At 74.3% G+C, this 5635-nt stretch carries 6 protein-coding genes; 3 read left to right on the top strand and 3 right to left on the bottom strand.

Features of this window, described 5'->3' with window-relative positions:
• The coding region (locus tag OZN99_RS23915; protein ID WP_456299896.1) for an aspartate racemase/maleate isomerase family protein at positions 1-457 on the top strand (457 nt) is incomplete at its 5' end.
• A gap of 66 nt (positions 458-523) precedes the next feature.
• Here the strand turns inward: OZN99_RS23915 and OZN99_RS23920 are convergent.
• Positions 524-1624 (bottom strand): M14 family metallopeptidase, encoded by a 1101-nt coding sequence (locus OZN99_RS23920; protein WP_270937758.1) that lies wholly within the window; start codon positions 1622-1624, stop codon positions 524-526.
• On the opposite strand from OZN99_RS23920, the gene OZN99_RS23925 reads away from it, so the two are divergent.
• A complete protein-coding gene (locus OZN99_RS23925; protein ID WP_270937759.1) occupies positions 1623-2240 on the top strand; it encodes a glutathione S-transferase family protein in 618 nt (205 codons plus the stop codon). The two genes, OZN99_RS23920 and OZN99_RS23925, sit on opposite strands and share 2 nt — an antisense overlap.
• Positions 2241-2320: 80 nt before the next feature.
• Positions 2321-3292, top strand: a complete 972-nt coding sequence (locus OZN99_RS23930; RefSeq protein WP_270937760.1) for a tripartite tricarboxylate transporter substrate binding protein — start codon at positions 2321-2323, stop codon at positions 3290-3292.
• Positions 3293-3307: 15 nt separating this feature from the next.
• Here OZN99_RS23930 and OZN99_RS23935 read toward each other — a convergent pair whose 3' ends face one another.
• Entirely contained in the window at positions 3308-4303 is a 996-nt protein-coding gene (locus tag OZN99_RS23935) for a Bug family tripartite tricarboxylate transporter substrate binding protein (RefSeq protein WP_270937761.1), read from the bottom strand.
• Positions 4304-4433: 130 nt separating this feature from the next.
• Positions 4434-5441, bottom strand: a complete 1008-nt coding sequence (gene fgd / locus OZN99_RS23940) for a glucose-6-phosphate dehydrogenase (coenzyme-F420) (RefSeq protein ID WP_270937762.1) — start codon at positions 5439-5441, stop codon at positions 4434-4436.
• Positions 5442-5635 lie beyond the last annotated feature (194 nt).

Raw genomic sequence — 5635 nt, forward strand, 5'->3', positions numbered from 1 at the left:
TGGCGGCGCCGCGCTGCGCCAGCGGCTGGAGGCGGCCGCCGGCGTGCCTGTCGCCACCGCCGACGCCGCCTGCCTCGACGCGCTGCGCCGTCTCGGCGGGGGCCGGCGCATCGGCGTGCTGACGCCCTTCCGCCCCGTGGCCAATGCGCGTATCGCGGCCTTCCTGGCCGAAGCCGGCCATCCGGATGCCGTGCTGCGCTCCACCGGCGCCGCCTCGAACCTCGCCATCGCGCAGACCGAGGCGGCGACGATCGTCTCCGGGCTGCGCGCCCTGGCGGCGGAAGGTTGCGACCTGCTGCTGCAGCTCGGCACCAACCTCGCCTCGGTCGGGCTGGCGGAGGAGGCGCAGCGCTGGCTCGGCCTGCCCTGCCTGGCGGTCAACGCGCTGCTCTACCGCCACGCGCTCCGGCTGGCCGGCCTGCCCGATACGGTGCCCGGCTGCGAGGCGCTGGACTGAGGCGCCCCGATCACCGCAGGGCCGTCAGGCCCGGAGGTCTGATCGGCTCGCCCGGCCTGCAGGACGCTACTGCGCCGAGAGCCCGACCAACGCCTGCCGCACCACCTGGCGGACGCGGGCGAGCACCATCTCCTTCCAGTCGTCGCGCGCCGGCAGGTAGGCGTCCAGCATCTGCGCCTTGATGCCGCGCGTCAGCGGCGCGTCCCAGTCCGGCGTGCCCTGCGCGTGCAGCCAGTGATCGGCGCAGAGCGCGCGCTGCATCACCGCGGGCGGTCGCGTGCCGAATTCCAGATAGGCGAAGGTCAGCCCCGCGCCGACCAGCCGCGACCAGCCGAGATGCGCCATGCCCCATTGCGGCACGATGATCGACCCGCCGCGCTGGGGCTCGGTCAGCGTCGGTCCGTACCAGGCGCGCAGCCGCGCCGCCGTCTCGCTCTCAGGCTCCGCGCCGGCGATCAGCTCGCCATGGGCATAGGGGCCGAGCCCGGTGTGCAGGTCCACCACCGCCACCGCGCGCGCGGCCATCGCATGCGCCGCGATCAGCTGCTCCGTCAGGCGGCGCGACCAGCTGGGCGCGGTGCCGCCATGGAACAGCCCGCCGGGATGCGTGTACTGCCCGCTGCCGCGCGCGGTCAGGTAGGCGGCTTCCCCATGGCGGGCGCGGTACTCCGCCATGCGCGCCTCCGCGCGCTGCAGCGTCGCCTCCTCGAGGTCGGGCGTGACGAAGGCGTCGGCCAGCTCCGCATAGCCCGGGTTCTCCGGCAGCGCCGCGGCGAAATCCACGAAGTTGCGGTTGAGGTCCACACCTTCTTCCGTGGTGCGGCGCCACCAGGCGAAGCCGTGCGGATTGATGCCGTGCACCATCAGGCAGGCGGTGCCCGTCGGCAGCGCACGGGCGAGCCCGCGCGAGAGCAGGTCGATCTGCGGGCCCGATCCCGCGAAGCCCTCCACCCCATGCGCGCCGCTGACCAGCACCAGCACACGCGGCGCATCCTCCGGCCCCAGCCAGGCGGTGTCGCAGGCCAGCACCTCGCCGCGCGGGCCGGACAGCGGATGCCGGTGGCTCGCGATGCGCGCGCCGGCACCGGTGGCCGCGGCCAGAAAGCGCTCGCGCGCCGTCGCGTAGTCGGTGCAGAAATGGCCGACGGCAGGATCGAGCAGCTGCATGATCGATTTCTACACGGCGCCCACCGCGAACTGCCAGAGGGTGGCGATCACGCTCGCCCTGCTCGGGCTGCCGCACCGCGTCATTCCCGTGGACCGCGCGGCGGGCGAGCAGCGCCGGCCGCACTTCCTGGCCATCAATCCGGCCGCCGCGGTGCCCGCGATCCTGGACCGGGACCCCGGCCTGCCGCAGCCGCTGGCGCTCGCGCAGTCCGGCGCGATCCTGCTCTACCTCGCGGAGAAGGCAGGCCGGCTGCTGCCGTCCTCCGGCGCGCCGCGCGCGCGGGCGCTGCAATGGCTGATGCAGGCGCTGACCGACGTGAACCCGGCCGCCTCCCTGGTCTTCATGGGCCGTCACGGCCTCATCCCCGGCATGACGGCGGAGACGCAGGGCTTCCTGGATGCGCGGCTCGCCCGCTTCCTGCGCGATGCGGAGGCGGCGCTGGACGGGCAGGACTTCCTTGTCGGCGATCTCTCCGTCGCCGACCTCGCGCTCTATCCCATCGTCGTACACCGCTGGAAGGACGCGGACATCGCGGCGCGCTACCCCCGCCTGGCGGACTGGGCCGCGCGCGTCGCGGCGCTGCCCGGCGTCGCCGCGATCCTGCCCCTGCCCTGATCGCGGCGCGCGCAGCTTTCCGCTACCGCGCCGCGGCAGCGTCCCATAGGCTCGCGGACAGACACCGAGGAGCCACCACCATGCGCCTGTCGCGTCGGCAGCTGATCGCAACCTCCCTGGCGCTGCCCGCGATGGCCGTCGCGCAGCCGCGCTGGTCGCCGGACCGCGCCGTCTCCTTCCTCTCGCCCTTCAATGCCGGCGGCGCCTTCGACGTGACGCAGCGCGCCCTGGCGCGCGCGGTGGAACCCGGCATGGGGCAGCCCATCGCGGTGATGAACCGGCTGGGCGCCGCCGGCACCATCATGCTGGGCGAGCTGACCCGCGCGCGGCCCGATGGCCACACGCTCGGCCTGCTCTCGGTGAACACCAACGCCGTCGCGCCGCAGCTGCTGCAGCTGCCCTTCAACCCCGTCACGGATTTCACGCCGCTGATGGTCTACGGCATCTTCCTGGGCTTCGTCGCCGTGGCGCGCAACTCGCCCTTCGGCAGCCTGCGCGACTTGATCCAGTTCGCCCGGCGGGAACCGGGGCGGCTCACCATCGGCGTCGCCGGCATCGGCGCCAACAGCCACCTGAACACGGCGCGCCTGGCCGCCGAGGAAGGCATCGAGGTCACCTTCGTGCCCTTCACCGGCGGCACGCCCGCCACCACCGCGCTGCTCGGCGGCCACGTCATGTGCGCCGTGGTGGCCGGGGAGGTACTGCCCGCCGTGCGCGACGGCTCGCTGCGCCTGATCGCCCTGCTCAACACCGACAAGAGCGAGGAATTCCCCGAGGTCCCGACCCTGCCCGAGCTCGGCTATTCCTGGGGCATCCGGCCCTGGGTCGGCATGGGCGGCCCGCCCGGCCTACCCGCTCCCGTCGCCGCCCGCTGGTCCGACGCACTGCTCGAGGGCACGCAGGCGCCCGGCTTCCTCCAGGCCATGCGCAGCCTCGCCATCGTGCCGACGCGCATCGGCCCGGCGGAGATGCGCACCCTGATGGCGGACAGCTACGCCGAGCACGAGCGCATCGCCCGCGCCATCCGCATCGGCCGCTTCTCCTCCGGCTGAGCGCCGCGCCGCGCCTCACTCCGCGCGGATGCCCGCCGCGCGGATCACGCCGCCCCAGCGCTCGCTCTCGCGCGCGATGTGCGCGCGGAATGCCTCCGGCCCGCCGGTCTCGCGCTGCACGCCCAGCGCAGCCATGCGCGCGGTGACGTCCGGCGTGTCCATCGCCCGTGTCGCCACCTGCAGCAGCCGGTCCCGCACCGTAACGGGCAGCCCTGGCGGGCCGACCAGACCCCACCAGAAGCTCGCCACCAGGTCCAGGCCCTGCTCGCGCAGCGTCGGCACGTCCGGCAGGTCCGGCAGGCGTGCCGCCGCCGCCACGCCGAGCGCGCGCACCTGCCCACCCTGCACCAGCGCCGCACCCGAGGCCCAGGCCAGGAACGTCGCCTGCACGTTGCCCGCCGCGACGTCCTGCAGCGCAGGCCCGCCGCCGCGATAGGGTACATGCGCCATCCGCGCGCCGGATTGCGCGATGAACAGCTCCGCCATCAGATGCGTGGTGGAACCGACGCCGGACGAGGCGACGGACATGCTGTCCGGCCGCTCCCGCGCCCGGGCGAAGAAGCCCTGCACGTCGCGCACCGGCAAGGTCGGGCTCGCGAACAGCACCGCCGGCGCCGTGCCGAGCTGCGTGACCGGCGCCAGGTCGCGCACCGGGTCGTAGGGCGCCGGCCGGCCGGCCGCGACATGCATGGACGCCACCGTGGTCAGCGGCGTGTCCGCCAGCAGCAGCGTGTGGCCATCGGCCGGCGCGCGCACCACCATCTCGGTGCCCAGCAGGCTGCCCGCGCCGGGTCGGTTCTCCACCAGCACCGTCTGCCCCAGCGCCGCCTGCATCGGCGGCGCGACCAGCCGCGCCATCGTGTCGGAGGTGCCGCCGGGCGCGTAGGGCACGATCATGCGGATGGGCCGGCTCGGGAACTCCGCCGCCGCGCCCTGCGCCAGCACGCGCGGCGCGGCAGGCGTGCCGCCTGCGAGCGCCGCGAGCAGCGCACGCCGTCCTGTCCTGGGCATCCTGCCCTCCCTGTGCCGCACGCGGCGTGTCCGGCCCGCCGTCCTGCGCAGTGTGGCAGCAAGCCGCCCGTGAAGGCGACAATTCCGCGCGCCCTTGGCGCAGCGGGTCCAAGCCGTCGGGCGATCGGCCCTACCCGAGCGCCGCCCGCAGCCTCGGCGCCACCTCGGCCCCGAACAGCCGCAGGAAGCGCGCCTGGTCCGGACCCGGCGCGTGGAACACCAGGTGGCGGAAGCCGAGATCGACATAGGGCTTCACGCGCGCCACCACCTCCTCCGGATCGGCGGTCACGATCCAGCGGCTGGCGGCGCGCTCCAGCGGCAGGGCGGCGGCGAGACGCTCCATCTCCGCCGGGTCCTCGACCGACATCTTCTCCTCCGGCGAGAGCGCCAGCGCCGCCCAATGCCGCGTCTCCTCCTTCGCGCGCGCCGCGTCGGTGTCGAAGGAGAGCTTGATCTCGATCATCCGGTCATAGGCCGCGGGGTCGCGCTCCGGCTGCTCCGCCAGCCCCGCCACGACGCCGGGCAGCAGCTTCTCCGTGTAGAGCTCCCACGCCTTGCCGGAGGTGCAGATGAAGCCGTCGCCGGCGCGGCCGGCATACTTCGCCACCTGCGGCCCGGCCGCGGCGACGTAGATGGGCACCGGCGTCTCCGGCCTGTCGTAGATGGTCGCACTCTCGGTGCGGTAGTACTGCCCCTCGAAGGTCACGCGCTCCTCGCGCCACAGCTGGCGGATCAGGGCGATCGCCTCGCGGAAGCGCGCGAAGCGTTCCTTCATCTCCGGCCAGGGCTGCCCCGTCGCCGGCACCTCGTTCAGCGATTCCCCGGTGCCGACGCCCAGCACGACGCGGCCTGGGAACATCGCGCCCAGCGTCGCGAAGGCCTGCGCGACGACCGAGGGGTGCCAGCGGAAGGTCGGCGTCAGCACGCTGGTGCCGATGACCACGCGCGTGGTGCGCGCGCCCGCCGCACCCAGCCAGGCCAGCGAGCTCGGCGCATGGCCGCCGGTGTGCTTCCAGGGCTGGAAGTGGTCGCTGACGAAGACGGAATCGAGCCCGACCTGTTCTGCCTGGCAGCAGAAGTCGAGCAGAACGGCAGGACCGAACTGCTCCGCGGATGCCTTGTAGCCCAGCCTCAGCACGATGCCGTTCTTCCCTCTTGCCTGCGCCGCGGCGTCAACGCGGCTCCACGGGTATCGGCGGCGCCGCGGCCATCAGGCGGCGCAGCTCCAGCGACTGCGCGCGCAGCAGCCGGGCCGTGTCGGCCTGCGCCAGGCTGCGCTTGCGCGCCGCCAGCTCCGCATGCGTCGCCGCCACGCGCTCCAGCGCGGCGGCC

This window comes from Falsiroseomonas oryzae, assembly GCF_027856955.1.
GTDB classification, from domain to species: Bacteria; Pseudomonadota; Alphaproteobacteria; order Acetobacterales; family Acetobacteraceae; genus Falsiroseomonas; species Falsiroseomonas oryzae.